Source organism: Pseudomonas sp. PDM18, from assembly GCF_014852585.1.
Lineage (GTDB): Bacteria > Pseudomonadota > Gammaproteobacteria > Pseudomonadales > Pseudomonadaceae > Pseudomonas.
The window spans coordinates 58470-73979 of record NZ_JACVBX010000006.1; the positions used below are offsets into that span (position 1 = coordinate 58470).

At 65.3% G+C, this 15510-nt stretch carries 16 protein-coding genes and 1 pseudogene; 10 read left to right on the plus strand and 7 right to left on the minus strand.

What is annotated here, in order from left to right; all coding sequences use genetic code 11:
- The first annotated feature begins 33 nt into the window (after positions 1-33).
- The 5 genes from IB274_RS14070 to IB274_RS14090 are packed head-to-tail and all read left to right on the plus strand — an operon-like array spanning position 34 to position 6657.
- Positions 34-1881 (plus strand): monovalent cation:proton antiporter-2 (CPA2) family protein, encoded by a 1848-nt coding sequence (locus tag IB274_RS14070; protein ID WP_192432555.1) that lies wholly within the window; start codon positions 34-36, stop codon positions 1879-1881.
- Positions 1882-1892: 11 nt separating this feature from the next.
- A complete protein-coding gene (locus tag IB274_RS14075) occupies positions 1893-2996 on the plus strand; it encodes an AI-2E family transporter (protein ID WP_192432556.1) in 1104 nt (367 codons plus the stop codon).
- A gap of 13 nt (positions 2997-3009) precedes the next feature.
- Positions 3010-4530 carry an efflux transporter outer membrane subunit gene (locus IB274_RS14080; RefSeq protein ID WP_192432557.1) on the plus strand — a complete coding sequence of 507 codons (1521 nt, stop codon included), beginning with the start codon at positions 3010-3012 and terminating at the stop codon, positions 4528-4530.
- A complete protein-coding gene (locus IB274_RS14085) occupies positions 4527-5651 on the plus strand; it encodes an HlyD family secretion protein (RefSeq protein WP_401088911.1) in 1125 nt (374 codons plus the stop codon). The genes IB274_RS14080 and IB274_RS14085 overlap by 4 nt, the downstream gene beginning before the upstream one ends.
- Positions 5641-6657: a DUF2955 domain-containing protein gene (locus IB274_RS14090; RefSeq protein ID WP_192432558.1), complete on the plus strand. Its 1017-nt coding sequence runs from the start codon at positions 5641-5643 to the stop codon at positions 6655-6657. Before IB274_RS14085 ends, IB274_RS14090 begins: the two co-directional genes overlap by 11 nt.
- Here IB274_RS14090 and IB274_RS14095 read toward each other — a convergent pair.
- Positions 6654-8381 (minus strand): SulP family inorganic anion transporter, encoded by a 1728-nt coding sequence (locus IB274_RS14095; protein ID WP_192432559.1) that lies wholly within the window; start codon positions 8379-8381, stop codon positions 6654-6656. The genes IB274_RS14090 and IB274_RS14095 overlap by 4 nt on opposite strands.
- 164 nt (positions 8382-8545) lie before the next feature.
- On the opposite strand from IB274_RS14095, the gene IB274_RS14100 reads away from it, so the two are divergent.
- Positions 8546-9220 (plus strand): MarC family NAAT transporter, encoded by a 675-nt coding sequence (locus IB274_RS14100; protein WP_192432560.1) that lies wholly within the window; start codon positions 8546-8548, stop codon positions 9218-9220.
- Positions 9221-9265: 45 nt separating this feature from the next.
- Here IB274_RS14100 and IB274_RS14105 read toward each other — a convergent pair whose 3' ends face one another.
- The 3 genes and pseudogenes from IB274_RS14105 to IB274_RS14115 all read right to left on the minus strand — a co-directional run.
- Entirely contained in the window at positions 9266-10159 is an 894-nt protein-coding gene (locus tag IB274_RS14105) for an amino acid ABC transporter substrate-binding protein (protein WP_192432561.1), read from the minus strand.
- On the minus strand, positions 10156-11493 hold the full coding sequence (gene potE, locus IB274_RS14110; RefSeq protein WP_192432562.1) for a putrescine-ornithine antiporter: 1338 nt from the start codon (positions 11491-11493) through the stop codon (positions 10156-10158). The genes IB274_RS14105 and potE overlap by 4 nt, the downstream gene beginning before the upstream one ends.
- Before the next feature lie 173 nt (positions 11494-11666).
- Positions 11667-11831 (minus strand): annotated as a pseudogene (locus IB274_RS14115) (electron transfer flavoprotein subunit alpha/FixB family protein); the annotation flags it as partial.
- Between the two features lie 17 nt (positions 11832-11848).
- On the opposite strand from IB274_RS14115, the gene IB274_RS14120 reads away from it, so the two are divergent.
- Complete coding sequence (locus IB274_RS14120; RefSeq protein ID WP_318652880.1) at positions 11849-12022, plus strand: LuxR C-terminal-related transcriptional regulator; 174 nt, start codon at positions 11849-11851, stop codon at positions 12020-12022.
- 264 nt (positions 12023-12286) lie between these two features.
- Positions 12287-12691, plus strand: a complete 405-nt coding sequence (locus tag IB274_RS14125) for a hypothetical protein (RefSeq protein ID WP_192432564.1) — start codon at positions 12287-12289, stop codon at positions 12689-12691.
- 142 nt (positions 12692-12833) lie between these two features.
- Here the strand turns inward: IB274_RS14125 and IB274_RS14130 are convergent, their stop codons facing one another.
- Both IB274_RS14130 and IB274_RS14135 read right to left on the minus strand, forming a co-directional pair.
- Positions 12834-13145: a DUF2388 domain-containing protein gene (locus IB274_RS14130; protein ID WP_225614862.1), complete on the minus strand. Its 312-nt coding sequence runs from the start codon at positions 13143-13145 to the stop codon at positions 12834-12836.
- The gene (locus tag IB274_RS14135) at positions 13139-13588 is read right to left on the minus strand and encodes a GNAT family N-acetyltransferase (protein ID WP_192432565.1); all 450 of its coding nucleotides are present in this window, start codon (positions 13586-13588) and stop codon (positions 13139-13141) included. Before IB274_RS14135 ends, IB274_RS14130 begins: the two co-directional genes overlap by 7 nt.
- 353 nt (positions 13589-13941) lie before the next feature.
- On the opposite strand from IB274_RS14135, the gene IB274_RS14140 reads away from it, so the two are divergent.
- Positions 13942-14259 carry a DUF883 family protein gene (locus tag IB274_RS14140; protein ID WP_192432566.1) on the plus strand — a complete coding sequence of 106 codons (318 nt, stop codon included), beginning with the start codon at positions 13942-13944 and terminating at the stop codon, positions 14257-14259.
- Between the two features lie 55 nt (positions 14260-14314).
- On the opposite strand, the gene IB274_RS14145 is transcribed toward IB274_RS14140, so the two are convergent.
- Complete coding sequence (locus IB274_RS14145; RefSeq protein ID WP_192432567.1) at positions 14315-14542, minus strand: hypothetical protein; 228 nt, start codon at positions 14540-14542, stop codon at positions 14315-14317.
- Positions 14543-14943: 401 nt separating this feature from the next.
- Between IB274_RS14145 and IB274_RS14150 the strand changes: the two genes are divergently transcribed.
- The gene (locus IB274_RS14150) at positions 14944-15321 is read left to right on the plus strand and encodes a DUF3509 domain-containing protein (protein ID WP_192432568.1); all 378 of its coding nucleotides are present in this window, start codon (positions 14944-14946) and stop codon (positions 15319-15321) included.
- Positions 15322-15510: the final 189 nt, after the last annotated feature.

A 15510-nucleotide genomic window follows, 5' to 3' on the forward strand; every position in this document is an offset into this window, starting at 1 on the left:
GAGGCCCGCAAGGAATCACAAGAGGGCTGATGAATGCCACATGACGGGAGCCTGCTGCAGGCGACGGTAATCTTCCTGCTGACGGTCGTCATTCTTGTACCCCTGGCGCAGCGCGTGAGGCTCGGCGCGGTGCCGGGCTATCTGTTGGCCGGCATCCTGATCGGCCCGTCCGTTCTGGGCCTTGTCAGTCATCCGGAGAACGTCAGCCGTCTCTCGGAAATGGGCGTGGTGATGCTGCTGTTCATTATCGGCCTGGAGCTTTCTCCGCGCCGTTTGTGGATGATGCGCCGCTCACTGTTCGGCGTGGGGTCGCTGCAGGTAGGACTGACAGCCCTGGTGCTCGGTCTGATCGCCTTTCTGCTGTTCGGCCAGTCGCCCGCCGCGGCGGTGGTGCTGGGCGTGGGCCTGGCGCTCTCCTCCACCGCCTTCGGCCTGCAGGTGCTGGCCGAGCGCAAGGAACTGGGCAAGCCCCAGGGCCGGTTGGCCGTCGGCATCCTTTTATTCCAGGACATTGCCGCCATTCCGCTGATCGCCCTGGTGCCTTTGCTGGCCGGTAGCGGCGACCCGTCAAACGAAGGCACTCGTCCGCTACTGACAGTGGCTGTCGGTATTGGCGTGGTGGTCATCGGTGGCCGCTACCTGCTGCGCCCGGTGTTCACCTGGGCAGTCGGCTCGGGCTTGCGCGAGCTTTCCACGGCCACCGCGCTGCTGGTGGTGCTGGGCACCGCCTGGATCATGGAGCACGTCGGTGTCTCCATGGCGCTGGGCGCGTTCCTCGCCGGCATGCTGATGGCCGAATCGCAGTTCCGTCATGAGCTGGAATCCCAGATCGAGCCGCTCAAGGGCCTGTTGCTCGGCTTGTTCTTCGTCGGCGTGGGCATGACTGCCGACCTCAGTCTGCTGGTCGATACGCCGTTGCTGGTACTGGGGCTGACGGTGCTGCTGGTGGGGATCAAGCTGCCGCTGCTGTTCGGCCTCGGGCGCTTCACCGGCGGGCTGGAGCGCTCCGAGGCGATCTGCCTGGGGGTAGTGCTGGCATCCGGTGGCGAGTTTGCCTTCGTGGTGTTCAAGCTGGCCTTGGATCACCAACTCCTGGAGCAGCGGGTGCACGATGTGCTGGTGCTGGTCATTACCCTGTCGATGGCCGTAGTGCCTCTGGTGATGATGGCTCTGGCCCGTCAGTTGCGCGGCGATACGCCCTCCGCCGCGGTGCCGGATGGGCCTCCGGATGTGAGCGATGAGCCGCGCGTGGTGATAGCCGGCATGGGCCGCATGGGCCGGGTGGTCGCCAACCTGCTGCAGGCCCAGGGCGTGTCGGTGGTGGCGCTGGATACCTCGATGGACGCCATCGTTCGCCAAGGCAAGGAAGGCCGCGTGCCGGTTTATTACGGCGATCCGACGCGCCCGGAAATCCTCCACGCCGCCAAGGTCGGCGAGGCGGAGCTGGTGATAGTCGCCACCGACGATCCGCAGATCAACCTGAACACCGTGGACGCCCTCTCCCGCCTCTATCCCAAGACCCGCGTGATCTCCCGCGCGCTGAATCGCCAGCAGGTCCTGCAATTGCTCGATCGGGGCGCCAATCCGGTGCGCGAAACCTTCCACTCCAGCCTGGAGATGGGGCGCCGCGCCTTCATCGAGCTGGGCGTGAGCGAGGAGCAGGCCGCGGCCTGGGTGCGCCGCTATCAACTGCAGGAAGTGCAGTCGCTGCTGGAACTGCACCGCCAGGGCCGTGACGACGAACCCGGCGGCCGCTTCGATGACGACGGCATCGGCAATACCCTTGCAAGTGTTGCGACTTTCACCGCGCCAGGCTCGCCCGAATCTACGTCGGAAACCGCCATGCAAAGCGCCGATGGGCGCACTGACCGCCCCGCCTGAGGAGAAGAACCATGCAACCAGGATTCAAGCTCGACGGAGCCCTTTCCCAGGGCATGCTCGACATACTCATCAAGGCGGGGCTGGTGGCCGCTCTGGTGATCTTTTCCTTCGAGGTGTTCCAGCCGTTCCTCGAGCTGATGCTCTGGTCGGTGATCCTCGCGGTCACCCTCTACCCCGTGCTGCGCTGGGTCAAAGCGCGCACCGGGCTGAAGGACGGCCACGCGGCGACACTGATCGTGCTCTTCGTGCTGCTGGTCCTGATCGCGCCGATCTACCTGATGGCGACGTCCATTGCCGACTCGGTCGACAGCGTCGGAGCGATCCTCAAGAGCGGCACCTTGAGCGTACCGGCTCCCTCGCCTTCGGTTGCCGAATGGCCGCTGATCGGGCCACGCGTGTACGACTTCTGGCTGGCTGCTTCCCATAGCCTGAGCGATGTGCTGCGCACCCTGGTGCCCAACCTCAAGGACGCCGGGCGCATGCTCCTGGGCGCTGCGGCCAGCGCGGGCGGCGCCTTCCTGCTATTCATCGGCGCGATCATCATCTCCGGCATCATCATGGCCTTTGGCGAGATGGGCACCATTGCCGCGCAGCGTATTGCCCTGCGGATTTCTGGAGCGGAACGAGGCGTGCACATCGCTGCGCTGTGCACCGCCACCATCCGCGCAGTCGCTCTGGGCGTGATCGGCATCGCTTTCATCCAGATGCTGCTGATCGGCATCGGCTTCGTCATCAAGGGCGTGCCGGGCGCGGGCATCCTGGCGCTGATCGTACTGGTGCTCGGCATCGCCCAGGCGCCAGCGAGCCTCATCACCCTGCCGGTGATCATCTATGTGCTGAGCACCGAAGGCTTCACCGGCACGACCCTCGTGTTCGCCATCTACATCTTCGTCGCCGGCCTCGCCGACAACGTGCTCAAGCCGTTGCTACTGGGCCGTGGCGTCGACGTACCGATGCCGGTGGTGCTGATCGGCGCCCTCGGCGGGATGGTGGTCAAGGGCATCATCGGCCTGTTCCTCGGCCCGGTGATCCTCGCCGTGACCTACAAGCTGTTCTGGCAATGGGTGGACCAGCAGGTACCGAAGATGGACAAGCCCGTCACTCCGTCCGAATGACCCAGGGATCGCCATGCCAGAGCGTGCCAGACGCTGCACCCTGATCCTCGCCGCCCTGCTGGGCGGCTGCACCCAGGTCGGCCTCGACTACCAGAAGCCGGAACAACCGTGGCTGAACGACTGGAGCACGCCGCTGCTGGACCAGGCCGGCCAGCGTGCGGCCGCGCCGGATTTCAGCCGCTGGTGGACAGTGTTCGCCGACCCGACCCTGGATGCGCTGATCGCCGAGGCCGACGCGCACAACACCAGCCTGCGCGTGGCCGGCCTGCGCATCGCCGAGGCGCGCGCACAACTGGCCATCGCCGAGACCGGGCGTTATCCGCAGCTGCAGCAGATCAGCGCCGACAGCCTCTACCTCAAGCAGAACCAGCACGGTGCGCCCAGCGCACGGGACTCGGTGTTCTGGCAATCCAGCGTCGGCTTCGACATCGGCTGGGAGATTGACTTCTGGGGACGTTTCAGCCGCGCCATCGAATCGGCTGACGCGGTGTATTTCGCCTCCCAGGCCAACTACGCCGACGCCATGGTGCTGCTGCGCGCGCAGGTCGCCGACACCTACTTTGGCCTGCGTACCGCCGAGGCGCGCCTGGATATCGCCCGCGAGAACGCCAGGCGCCAGGAGCGCAGCCTGGAAATCACCGAGCGGCTGTTCCGCCACGGAGAAAACGACGAGCTGGACTGGCAGCAGGCGCGTACCCAGTACCTGGCGACCAAAGCGACCATCCCCGAATTCGAGAACCAGGTGAACGCTCTGCGCAACATCCTCTGCGCCCTCCTCGGCCGCCCGCCGGGCGAGATGCCGGAGCTGCTCGCGCGCCACGGCCAATTGCCGATGCCCAACGGGGCGATCCTCCAGGATGTGCCGGCCCGCCTGCTGCAGCGCCGCCCGGACATCCGCGCCGCCGAACAGGCGGTGGCTGCGCAGTCGGCCCTGGTGGGCGTCGCCGAGGCCGATCTGTACCCGTCGCTGAGCCTGATCGGCAGTCTGGGCTGGAGCTTCGTCTCGGCCAGCAACCTGCCCGACAGCTTCAACCTCGCCGCCGGCCCGAGCCTGATCTGGAATCCTTTTGACTACGGCCGGCGTAAGAACGCCGTGCGCGTGGAGGATGCGCGTCTGCAGCAACTGATCGAGCTGTACCAGCAGGATGTGCGCAACGCCGCGCGCGAAGCCGACGACGCAGCCAGTGGCCTGGTGCGCTCACTGCAGAGCGCCGGTATCCGCGAACAGGCCTCGCAGGCGGCGCAGCGCTCGCTGAACCTCGCCAGTTCGCAGTACCGCGAAGGTTTCGCCGACTTCCAGCGCGTGCTCGATGCCCAGCAATTGCTGCTGCAACAGCAGGACGGCTACCTCGTCAGCCGCGGTAACGCCGTTAGCAGCCTGGTGGCGCTGTACAAGGCGCTCGGCGGCGGTTGGGACAGCCAGCGCGCGCCCATCGATTCCGCCACCCGGCAACAGATGCAGCAACGCACCGACTGGGGTGACCTGCTCGATGAGCCCTCCCCAGCCGCCAAGGACGAAGGAATCCCGAAATGAGTGACACCCCAGCTACCCCGCCGGCACCGCGCTCGCCCCCCGCCCCCGGCAAGTCCGCGCCGGATCGCGGCATGCGCCTGGTGTTGCTGCTGATCGTCGTCAGCCTGGTCTGGTACCTGCTCGCCGATCGCTTCACGCCCTATACCCAGCAGGCGCGGTTGCAGGCCTACGTGGTCGCGGTGAGCGCCGAGGTGGCCGGCCCGGTAAAGCGCGTGGCGGTGGGCAACAATCAGGAAGTGCGCAAGGGCGACGTGCTTTTCGAACTGGATCAGGAGCAATACCGCATCGCCCTGCAGCGCGCCGAGGCGGACCTGGACACGGTACGCCGACAGATCGGTGCCAGCACTGCCGGCATCGACTCCGCCCAAGCCTCGCTTGCCGCCGCCCAGGCCAACGAGCGCAAGGCCCGGCAAGATGCCGAGCGCCTGCAAAGGCTCTACCAGGAAGACCCCGGCACGGTTTCCGTGCGCCGGCTGGAAGCCGCGCAGGCAACCCGTGAACAGGCGGCCAGCCAGGTCGCGGCAGCCCGCGCCGAAGTCGAGCGCGCCCGCGAACAGCAAGGCGGGCATGACGAAGACAATGCCCAGCTGCGCAGCGCTACGGCCACCGTTGCCAAGGCCCGCCTCGATCTCGCCCGTACTACGGTCCGCGCCGATTCCGACGGCCTGATCACCGACCTGCGCACGGACGTCGGCCATTACGTCGGCCCCGGCAGCCCGGTGATGACACTGATCGCCATCCACGACCTGTGGATCAGCGCCGACATGACCGAGAACAACCTCGGCCACCTGCGCAACGGCACACCGGTGCTGGTAGTGCTCGATGCGCTGCCCGGCGAGTTGCTCAAGGGGCGCATTCGCAGCATCGGCTACGGCGTCAGTGTCGGCCAGGGTACGCCGCCGGGCTCGCTGCCGACGGTGCAGAACAGCCGCGAATGGCTGCGCTCGGCGCAGCGCTTCCCGGTGATTGTCGAGCTGGACCGCGACCAGTTGGAAAGCCCGGCCGGCCTGCGCGTGGGCGGCCAGGCCGAAGTCATGGCGCTGCCCAGCGAAGGTAATCCGCTGAACCTGCTCGGCCGCGTGTTCATGTGGCTAATGAGCTGGCTGTCGTATGCCTATTGAGTTGCGGCGCCGCCGGGCTCTCCGGCTGGCCTGGGGCACGGCGCTGTGCCTGGCGGCCAGCTATGGCATCGGCATGCCCATCCCGTTCCTCGCCCCCGTGCTTGCCGTGCTCCTGCTGGCGATGCGCGCTCAGGCACTGCCGCTCAAAGCGGCCCCGGCCCTGGCGGTACTGGTGATGCTCAGCTGCGGCATCGGCCTGCTGCTGATCCCACTGCTGCGCCACGCGCCACTGAGCGGCGTACTGTTGGTCGGCGTCGGTCTGTACTGCGTTTTCCGCTATGCGCTGCGTGGTGGCAACGGCCTGCTGGCGAATCTGCTGGTGATCGGCCTGACCATGATCGCCGCCGCCGGCACCAGTGATTTCACGCTGGCGTTGTCGGTGGTCGAGGCACTGGCCAAGGGGATGCTGCTGGCCGTGCTGAGCACCACTGTCGCCCATGCACTGTTCCCGGAGCCGGCCAATGCGCCCTCGCCCCCTGCCCCGCCTCTGCCCAGCGAGGACGATGCCGCCTGGATCGCCCTGCGAGCCGTGCTGATCGTGATGCCAGCCTTCCTGCTGGCGATCATCGCGCCCGACCGCTTCATGCCGCTGATCATGAAGTCGGTGAGCCTCGGCCAGCAGGCCGGGGAAACCCGCGCGCGCCACGCCAGCCGCGAGCTGATCGGCTCCACCCTGCTGGCCGGCGTGCTGGCAATCCTGGTCTGGGGCGCACTGAGCCTGTTCGTGCACCTGTGGATGTTCTTCCTCTGGGTGCTGCTAGTCACTCTCTGGCAAGGGCGCCGCCTGTATGCCGCGGTGGCCACGCGCAAGAGCCCGGCGTATTGGGTCAGTTGCCTGACCACCATGCTGATCCTGCTCGGCCAGTCGGTGGCGGACAGCGCCGGCGGCCAGGATGTCTACCGCGCCTTCGCCATCCGCATGGCGCTGTTCCTCGCGGTGTCGCTCTACGCCAGCGGCATGCTCATCTGGATCGACGGCCGCCGCGCACGGGCCCGCGCGACCTAGGGCTTCCAGTCCACACCGGAGTCAGCCAGGTAGGCATCCACCGCAGCGCCCAGCGTCGGGTGAAACGCCGATTCGCCCAGGCCCTCGAACAGCTCGAACTGCTTCATCTTGTCCTTCACCGGGTCCTTCATCTCGGCGAACTGCAACTCGACGCCGCGCTGCTCCAGCACCTTGTCCAGCTCGGCGAGCATGTCCGCGGAAGTCACGTCGATGCTGGTCACCGGGCTCGCGGCGATCACCAGCCGCTGCACCGGCGTCGGTGACTCGTCCAGCGCCGCCAGCACCTGATTCTGGAACTGATCGGCGTTGGCGAAGAACAGCGGAGCATCCCAGCGCAGCAACACCAGGCCTGGGATGCGCCGGGCATTCGGGTAACGCGTTACATCATGATAACCCCGCACCCCGTCTACTCTACCGAGCACCGCATGGTGCGGCCGCCAGCCGTCCCAGAGGAACTCGATCACCGAGATCACCACGGCGATGCAGATACCCGGAATGGCGCCGAATACCGCCACGCCGACGAAGCAACTGATCGACAGCCAGAACTCCCAGGGCTGCATGCGGTAGATGCGCTTGAGGTCGGCGAACTCGAACAGACCTAGCGCAGCGGCGATTACTACGGCAGCCAGCGCGCTGTTGGGCAGATGCTCCATCAGGTTCGGTGCCACCAACAGTAAAAGCGTCACCGCCAGCGCGCCGATGATGCCGGTGAGCTGGGTTTTCGAGCCGGCGGCCTCCGCCACGGGGGTGCGCGAGGAACTGCTGCTGATAGGGATCCCCTGGAACAGTCCGGAGGCGACGTTAGCCACGCCAAGGCCGAACATTTCCTGGTTGGGGTTCACCGGGCTTTTCAGCCGCGCCGCGTAGGTACGCGACAGCACGCTGGTGTCGGCGAAGGAAACCAGCGCCACCGCGACACCGCCCAGCACCACTTCCAGCAGGTCGATTTCGGTTACCCAAGGAAAGGCGAACGACGGCAACCCTTGCGGCAACTGCCCCAGCACCTTGACGCCCTGGCTGCCGAGGTCGAACAGGCTGACCGCCAGCGTCGCCAGGATCACCGCGATAAGAATGCCCGGAATACGCTTGTAGGGCTTGAGCAGCAGGATCAACACCAGGCTGCCGGCGCCCACCGCGAAGCTCGTCCAGTTGGCGCGCCCATCCATCAGCGCCTGCCCCAGGTGCCAGATATCCCGCAGCGGCCCTTCGCTGTCGACCTTGATGCCGAACAGCTTGGGCAACTGGCTGATCAGCACCGTGAGCGCGATGCCGTTCATGTAGCCGTAGCGGATCGGCTTGGACAGCAGTTCAGTGATGAAGCCCAGGCGCAACAGCCCAGCGATCATGCACACCGCGCCGGACACCAGGGCCATCAGGCTGGCGATGGCGATGGCCCGTTGCGGGTCGCTCGCCGCGTACTGCACCACCACCGCGAGGATCGGCGCGGCCAGCGCCGAGTCGGGGCCGAGCACCAGAATCCGGCTCGGCCCGAACAACGCGTAAGCCAGCAGCGGGATGATGGTTGCGTACAGGCCGTAGATGCCCGGCACGCCGGAAGCCTCGGCATAGGCGATGCCCACCGGCACCAGCATGGTGGTCAGCACCAGGCCGGCGGCCAAGTCACGGGGCAGCCAGCCTGCCTGGTAATGACGCAGGGTGACGAGGCCAGGCAGCCAGCGCTGCCAGTCGAAGCCGGATTGGGATCGCGACGGGGTTTCGGACATCAGGGAAAGGCTCCTGGCGAGTACTGCAAGGCTCAAGCGAAGCGGCAACCTTCGTGGTACAGCGTAGATCAGCGCCCGCACCGCGGCGATGCCGGCTTGCCGGCGGTTTGCAGATTCGCGCCTAGACTCACTGCTGCCAGACACCAGCGGAGAAACGCCCGACCATGAGCAGTTTGTTCGACGCTATCCTACTTGGGCTGCTCGCTTTGCTGCCCCTGATCAATCCACCGACGACGGTGGCCCTTTTCCTCGCCCTATCCCAGGGTTTCAGCCGCGAAGAGAAGAACCAGCAGGCGCTGCTGACCGCCTGCTACGTGTTCATCATCATGACGCTGACCTACTACATCGGCGAGTTCATCATGGGGGTGTTCAGCATCTCGATTCCTGGCCTGCGCGTCGCCGGCGGCGGCATCCTCTGCATCATCGGCGGACGCATGCTGTTTCCCGCCCCCATGCCCTCCCCGGTCTCCCGTGAAGACCTGCCCGAACGCACCAGCTTCGCCTTCATTCCGCTGGCCATGCCCAGCACGGCCGGGCCCGGCACCATCGCGATGATCATCAGCTCCGCGTCCAGCATCAAGCACAGCACTACCTTCCCGCACTGGGTGATCCTGGTCGCACCGCCACTGATCTTCCTCTGCACGGGGTTGATCCTCTGGGGCTGCCTGCGCGCCTCGGACCTGATCATGAAGGCCACTGGCAAGTCCGGAATCGACGCCATCTCGCGGCTGATGGGCTTCCTGCTGGTGTGCATGGGCGTTCAGTTCGCCATTAACGGTTTGGTGGAGGTCGCACAGACGCTGATCAACGCCAATGCCCATCTGCTCGCGCAACCCTGAAACGCCAGCGGGCACCGAAGTGCCCGCTGGTAGTTCCACCCGCGCCTACGGCCGCGAATAGACCTTGAACAGGTTCTGGTCCAACTCGCTCGGCGCGCCGAAGTACTTGCTGTAGAGCGGTACGAAAGCGTCGGAGCGGTAGAGCTCGCTCAACGCCGTGTCCACCTGAAGGCGGAAGTCCTCATCACCGCGCGGCATCACCAGCGCCACGGGCGCGAACTCGAAGCGACGGCTGAGCACCATCAGGTTGGCCTTGCCCGCGCTGTGCTCTACCAGGCTGCGCAATGCCATCTGGTCGTAGAAGAAGGCGTCGGCCTTGCCGGCGGCCACTGCGTCAACGCCTTCAGCCGGGCCTGCCACCGTCTGCACATTGACCAGCACCTTGAGCAGACGCAGCTTTTCCCGTACCCATGTTTCCACCCGCGTATTGGCGGGCACCGCGAAGGTGTAGTCCGCCAGGCCGCGATTTGGGGTGGCGCGCCAGGTCGGGCCGCTCTTGTCCACCTCACCATTGAGCGAGCGCACCAGGAAGAACGGCGCATCCTTGCGCACCACCACGCCCAGGCCGGCGGTGTAGACAGGCAGGGAGAAATCGAGGCTCTGCCGCGCCTTGAGGGTTTCCACCATCGGGCTGCAGAGCAGATCGACCCCGCCGGCGCCCACCGTTTCCAGAGCCTTGTCCTCACTCAGCGGGACGAAGCGCACCCGCATCTGCGCCAGGCCTGGCTGGATGCGCAGCTGGTCTGCCACCTTCTGGCACAGGTCGATTCCGTAGCCGACGGCGGCCTCGCCTTCGCTGGCGGAGAATGGTGGACGCTTCGGCAGGTAACCCAGGGTCAGGGTGTGGCTGCTCCGGATGCGTTCCAGCGTCTGGGCCGGGGCCACCAGCGGCAGCGCGGCGGCCAGCATGACGAGGGCGAGGTTGAACCAGCGCTTCATGTCTGAGCCTCCGCTTTGAGCTTCGCCTGTGGATCGATGAAACGGTCCGCGATGTAGCCAAACATCAGGTAGCCCACCGCCGTGACCAGCATGCCGCCGAACACCGCCTCCATCCCCGACGCATACAGCGCGTAGAAGCTGTAGGCCATGGCGACCAGCAACGCCGCCACGTTGCGGTGGTGCGCGTAACCGGTCACGCCGGCTTTCTGCATGATCACCAGCAACGCCGACAGCGCGGTGATGTAAGGCACGATGTTGGTCACCGCCGCCAGGCTGACCAGCTTGCCGAACTGCTCCGACGCGTTGGGAGAAATGGTCGATACCGCCATCGCGCTCTGCAGCGCAGCGTTGGCCACCAGACCGAGGATCGGCGCGCCAAGCAGCGTCACTTTATTGAACAGACGCGGGAACATGCGCTGGTCGGCGGTGACCTTGGCGGTCTGCGCCAGGGTGAACTGCCAGCCCAGCAGCGAGCCCACGCAGGCCATCACCGCCAGCGCCATGATGATGTTGCCCACCATCGGATTAAACATCTGTGCGTAGACGTAGGCGAACGGCGCGCTGGAATTGGCCAGCTCGGCATTCGGCACGATACCCATGATCACCGTCGTCGACAGCACGTAGACCACCGCCGCGCCCAGGGTGCCCAGCAGACAGGCCAGCGGCACGTTGCGCTTGGGATTCTCCACGGCGTCGGAGTTCTGTGCCGCCGACTCCATGCCGAGGAAGGCCCAGAGAGTCAGCGGGATGCTCTGGGTGATGGCGTCGTTCATGGCGATGTTGTTCGGGTTCCAGGCGGCGTCGAAGACCTCTTTGTCGAACCAGAACCAGCCGATGATCGACAGCCCCGCGACCGGGATGATCACACCCCACACGGTGATCGAGCCGATCTGCCCAGTCACCTTCGGCCCGCCGAAGTTGGCCAGGGTGGTCAGCCAGATCAGCGCTACGCTGCCGATGAACAGCGGCATGGCGCCGGTGCCCAGCCAGGGAATGAAGGGCGTCAGGTAGCCCACGGCAGAGATGGCGATGGCCACGTTGCCGATGGCCAGCGACAGGAAGTACAGGTAGGAGCAGAGGAAGAACGCCGACTTGCCGTGGGCCTCCTCGGTGTACGCCGACATCCCGCCCGAGCGTGGGCAGTAGATGCCGCACTGGGCGAAGCAGTAGGCAATGGCCATCGAGCCGACGGCGGTGATGATCCACGACAGCAGGGAGATCGCCCCCAGCTGGGCCATGCTGGTGGGCAGCATGATGATGCCCGAGCCCATCATGTTGACCGCGACCAGGGTGGTGAGCCCGGTTAGGGTCATTTTCTTGCCGGATGCTTCCATGAAGGCACTCTTTTGCAGGAAATATCTTCAGAAGATAGGAGCAGTCCGTCGTTGTTGCCGGTGTGCCGGGCATTAAATTTCTACTGGCGCTACCGCCGCGTTGCCGGCGGCCTTGCACCGCCGAGCCAATGCGCCAGGGGCGGGCCTCCCCTCGCGCCCCTGCTTGTTTTCCAGATCGCCGCCTGGATCTCCGGCACTGCCTCGAACAGATCGGCAACCAGGCCGTAGTCGGCGACCTGGAAGATCGGCGTCTCTTCGTCCTTGCTGATCGCAACGATCACTTTCGAATCATTCATGCCCGCCAGGTGCTGGATGGCGCTGCAGATACCGACGAAGACGGACTTGCCGGCGCGAGATCCAGATGATCTGCCCGCTGGCCGCCGGACACTGGAACAAGGTGATCGCCGGGAAGATGTTCCTCTCCGAGTTCACCGCGAGGTCGCACCTGCGCAACATAAACGCCAAGCTCGGTGCGCAGGGGCGCACCGAGGTGGTGGTGAATGCCAGGGCACGGGATTTGCTCGACTGAAAGCCCAACGTCGAGCGCCGCGCGCACGTTTCTGTGTTTTCGCATCCCGATCTTGCCGGAAACATCTATCGCGAAGAGCTCAATTGCCGAAACGGGCTACTTCCCGACGCCAGCTATTAGCCCCTGCCGGCATGGGAATAGCGCTGCCGACCGCTCGGCGGAAAGTCCACCTGTATTTTGCAAATGGCGCGTGATCCGTGGTCCATCACTCAACCCCTGCCGCCTGGCGGCAGGGCATCGTGCAACCTGCAAAGGAGACCGCGGATGAGCGACGACCCGGAGAGTTTCTCCAGTGCCTACCAAAGCGCCCTGGTGGAGGTGGCCCTGCCAGCCTTTGCCCGCGCCAGCGAATTCGCCCGCCAGCACGGCCTGGAATGCAGCGTGGAGCTGTTGGAGGGCCGCCGCGACCTGCCGGAGTTGCGCCTGAAGGCCCGCCACTCGTGCTACGACGCCGAATGCATCTGCCGTATCAGCGCCGACCCGCAGACCCAGCGCCTGTGCCACGAGAACCGCTGCGGCGAGACCGAAGCCGACGTGCAGCAGGTGATCGGATCGCTCGCTTCACTCAACGAAATGGTGCTGGATACCCGGCTGCTGGAGTTCTTCCAGAGCTCCTTCGCCCTGCACCTGGACTACGCGTCCAGCCGGCATGCCGGGGGGTTCTGGTAGCCATCGAGCCGGTACAACGAAGCCCCTTGTCCGTCACCGGGTAAGGGGCTTTTTTACGGGGCGCGCACAGCCTTCGAGCTTCTGCTTCCGATTCCAGCTCACGAATGAAAGCCGGATTACTTATCTGGATGTAGAAAAACCTTCAGCCCTGGCTGGCGATGGCCTGGGCCACCTGCAAGTCACTCAAGGGCGATTGCGGGTGCTCGCTTCGGTACAGGCGAAGGGCCTGCTCAAACTGAGCACCATGGATGTCTCCAGCGGAGGCGACGTAGGCCAGCGCGTCATCACGGGCCTGCTGATACGCGCGCGGCGCCTGACTGCTGGACTCGCTGACAGCGGCCGTGCCGAGGCTGGTGCCGACGGTGAAGTGATCAGAGGAGTTGCCCTTGCCATCCATGGCAGCGGCGGGGCCGGCAATGGCGAGCAGCAGAACGGCAGCGGCTTTCTTCAGCATCCGCAGACCGCCGGACGCGCGGTCCAGCCCATTCGCATCTCGGGATGCCCGGTGTGCTCGTCCTCGCGCTCCTCCAGCACCTCGAATCCATGCCGCTGGTAGAACGCCACCGCACCGGCATTGGCCGAATAAACCGCAGTTTCCAGCATCGGCAAGTGAACCTTGGCGTCACTCAGCAGGTGCGAGCCCAGCCCTTGGCCCTGGCACTCGGGGGCAACGAACAGCGCTGCCAACGCGCCGTCGTGCAGGCTGTAGAAGCCAATCACGCAGCCATCGCTTTCGACAACGCGCGAGGCGGCGGCAGGCAGGTAGACATCGCGCATGTCCTGCAAGCGCTGCTGCCAGAAATCGGTATCGATGAAGTTGTGGGCCTGCTGCGAAGCTCGCAGCCAGATATCCAGCACCCGGTCCATGTCGTCATCGCGAAAGTCACGGATCTGCATCGGAGTCGTCTCCCGGTCTTTTGAAGTGCTCATGGCGTGGCGGGCGGCATCCTCGCATAAGCGAACGCCCCTGCGCTCCCCCGCGCACTGCCACCAATCGTCGCACCTGCACAGCCTCCAACAATGGCAAAAAAGAGCCGGCGAGCGACCTTTGCACTCAAGCACGCCCGAAGCGAACCGTCAGGTTCCACTCATCAGAATCAGTGAACGACCGGCGGTATGCGCGCTCTCTCGAAGGGACCGGCAGATCCGCCAACGCGCGAGGCAGCGCGCCCCGACGCCAATAGCGGATCGATGGCCGAATGCACAGCCGGTCCCCGAATTTCAACCAGAAGCAATCAAGGAGACAATCAATGGGCAGCTATCGATGGTTCCCCTCTACCCGCAACAGTGGCGTGCAGGAGCTGCAATCCCTGGTGAACGACCTGGAATCCCTGCTGACCAGCAGCCGGGACCTGACGGCAGAACAGCTCCCAGCGTTCAAGACGAGGCTGCGGGACCTGGTGGACAACAGCCGCGAAACCAGCGATCACCTGATTCAACGTAGCCGCCGAGCCATTCGGGCGGGCGGCGAGTATGCCGGTGAGCACCCCTGGCAAACCGTCGCAGTGCTGGCCACCGCCGCGGGACTGCTCGCAGCGGTCTGCGCATTTAGTCGAAATCAGCAATGACGCCCGGACGGTGACCGGCTGCAGCTGCGCCGGTCGCCGTGCACAGCGGCACAGCCTAATCGATAAAGCTGTCGATCAGCTCCAGGCCAAGACTACGCACCCGCCCGGCGCTGCTCAGCTCGTCACCGTGAATGCCGACCACGGTGGTAGAGGGCATGTCTGCCAGCTGGCTGCTGAAGCGGATTGAATAGCGGCCACCCTCCTCCCGGTAACAAGAGAAGTTGAACAGTGGATAGGCTTCGTGGAGCACCGCCTCCACGTCCAGGCGTCGGAACTGCGTCATGGCCACCTCCTTTCCCTGGCTCAACCCTGCCCGCTGACTTGTCCGAGGGAAATGCTGGCGATTGGCCCAGGCAACGCGGTGCACCGGCAATGCCACGCGCATCGCCAGCGCTGGCGGCGCCGTTGGCGAGACGGCACCCTTCGGACCCGACGAGTGTTTCTGACGGAAGGCCTGTCAGCGTGGCGAGAAAGGCGGCGACGCACCTGGCCGTGCATTTTCCAGCCCCTTGGCAGTGCGACCTTGCATCCTGCAAGCAGCCAAAGGCCAGTACGCCGTAGCGATCTCCAGCAATAACAACCTGTTAAGCGGATGAAACAGTCGCCCCGGGCCTGGCACGGCTGATGCGAGGTTCCTGGCTCAAGCCAGATCCTGGCTTTTGCCTACCATCGGGAGGGATCGACATGTCCAGCTGCCGCCACACTGCCATCGAACACCTGAGCCACCTATTCAGCGACTACCGTCCACAGTTCACGACGAGGCCCGATGGCACGCTGCTGATCAACCTGCGCAATGCCAGGGGCAAGCGGCTGATCTCCCGTGTTATCCAGCAGGAAGAACAGTCCAGCGCCGTGTTGCTGAACAACCTTGTGGAGCGCATCCGCCGCGACCTGATGACCGTGGAAGGGCCGCTGGAGGAGGACAATGTCGACTGGTTCCTCAAGCGTATCGAACTGCAGACTTTCGTCCCGGTGAACCCGACCCACCGGCCGCGCAAGGTGGTGGTCGCCGGCGCACGTCTGCGCGCCCTGGCGGACAAGCAGGCCCGGCAAGCGAGGTGAGCATGAAAACCCCCGTGGATACCCCCGACCCCGATCCCAGAGTGACCCGCGAGGACTCACTGGAAAAACTGGTGGACATCGAACCGGAGGACAGCCGGCAGGAACCCACCTGTCTGCCGCCCAACAGGACGGCCTCAAGGACGGGCCGACATGAGCCGATAAGGACATGAGCCTAGATAGACCGCCAGC

Coding starts and splice junctions, on each gene's coding strand:
- IB274_RS14095 (WP_192432559.1), bottom strand. CDS start 8,381: ATGTCCGAAACCCCGTCGCGATCCCAATCCGGCTTCGACTGGCAGCGC.
- IB274_RS14135 (WP_192432565.1), bottom strand. CDS start 13,588: ATGCAGATCCGTGACTTTCGCGATGACGACATGGACCGGGTGCTGGAT.
- IB274_RS14080 (WP_192432557.1), top strand. CDS start 3,010: ATGCCAGAGCGTGCCAGACGCTGCACCCTGATCCTCGCCGCCCTGCTG.
- IB274_RS14100 (WP_192432560.1), top strand. CDS start 8,546: ATGAGCAGTTTGTTCGACGCTATCCTACTTGGGCTGCTCGCTTTGCTG.
- potE (WP_192432562.1), bottom strand. CDS start 11,493: ATGGAAGCATCCGGCAAGAAAATGACCCTAACCGGGCTCACCACCCTG.
- IB274_RS14145 (WP_192432567.1), bottom strand. CDS start 14,542: ATGACGCAGTTCCGACGCCTGGACGTGGAGGCGGTGCTCCACGAAGCC.
- IB274_RS14125 (WP_192432564.1), top strand. CDS start 12,287: ATGAGCGACGACCCGGAGAGTTTCTCCAGTGCCTACCAAAGCGCCCTG.
- IB274_RS14140 (WP_192432566.1), top strand. CDS start 13,942: ATGGGCAGCTATCGATGGTTCCCCTCTACCCGCAACAGTGGCGTGCAG.
- IB274_RS14105 (WP_192432561.1), bottom strand. CDS start 10,159: ATGAAGCGCTGGTTCAACCTCGCCCTCGTCATGCTGGCCGCCGCGCTG.
- IB274_RS14085 (WP_401088911.1), top strand. CDS start 4,527: ATGAGTGACACCCCAGCTACCCCGCCGGCACCGCGCTCGCCCCCCGCC.
- IB274_RS14150 (WP_192432568.1), top strand. CDS start 14,944: ATGTCCAGCTGCCGCCACACTGCCATCGAACACCTGAGCCACCTATTC.
- IB274_RS14130 (WP_225614862.1), bottom strand. CDS start 13,145: ATGCTGAAGAAAGCCGCTGCCGTTCTGCTGCTCGCCATTGCCGGCCCC.
- IB274_RS14070 (WP_192432555.1), top strand. CDS start 34: ATGCCACATGACGGGAGCCTGCTGCAGGCGACGGTAATCTTCCTGCTG.
- IB274_RS14075 (WP_192432556.1), top strand. CDS start 1,893: ATGCAACCAGGATTCAAGCTCGACGGAGCCCTTTCCCAGGGCATGCTC.
- IB274_RS14090 (WP_192432558.1), top strand. CDS start 5,641: ATGCCTATTGAGTTGCGGCGCCGCCGGGCTCTCCGGCTGGCCTGGGGC.